This window comes from Pseudomonas brassicacearum (genome assembly GCF_003732265.1).
GTDB lineage: Bacteria > Pseudomonadota > Gammaproteobacteria > Pseudomonadales > Pseudomonadaceae > Aquipseudomonas > Aquipseudomonas brassicacearum_D.
Window position 1 is genome coordinate 1 of the sequence record NZ_MOBK01000233.1, and the last position, 287, is coordinate 287.

The 287-nt window shown below is 54.4% G+C and carries 1 pseudogene; it reads left to right on the forward strand.

The annotated features are described in order from the left end of the window. Positions 1 to 178: 178 nt before the first annotated feature. Positions 179 to 287, forward strand: a pseudogene (locus BK660_RS33320) (SdiA-regulated domain-containing protein); the annotation flags it as partial.

Genomic DNA, 287 nt, shown 5'->3' on the forward strand with positions numbered 1-287 from the left:
CCATCGCGAGCAGGCTCACTCCTACAGGGTTTTGTGATCTCTCCCACAATGGCGCAGGGCAATCCCGCCATTTGCCGTTTTTTTCACATCCTGTACGGATAATTCCTCTCATTCTGGCGTCTGAGCCGGCCTCTTTGTGCTATTACCCATAGCCTGAATTTTCGGAACGCGTCCCTCGATGTCATCTCAAACTCAGCTCAAACCCACTCGCCGTTCACGTTTCGCCCTGCGTTGGTATGTCTGGCTTTTGCTGGTGGTTGCTGCCGCTTATGCCGTGGCGTTTGCCC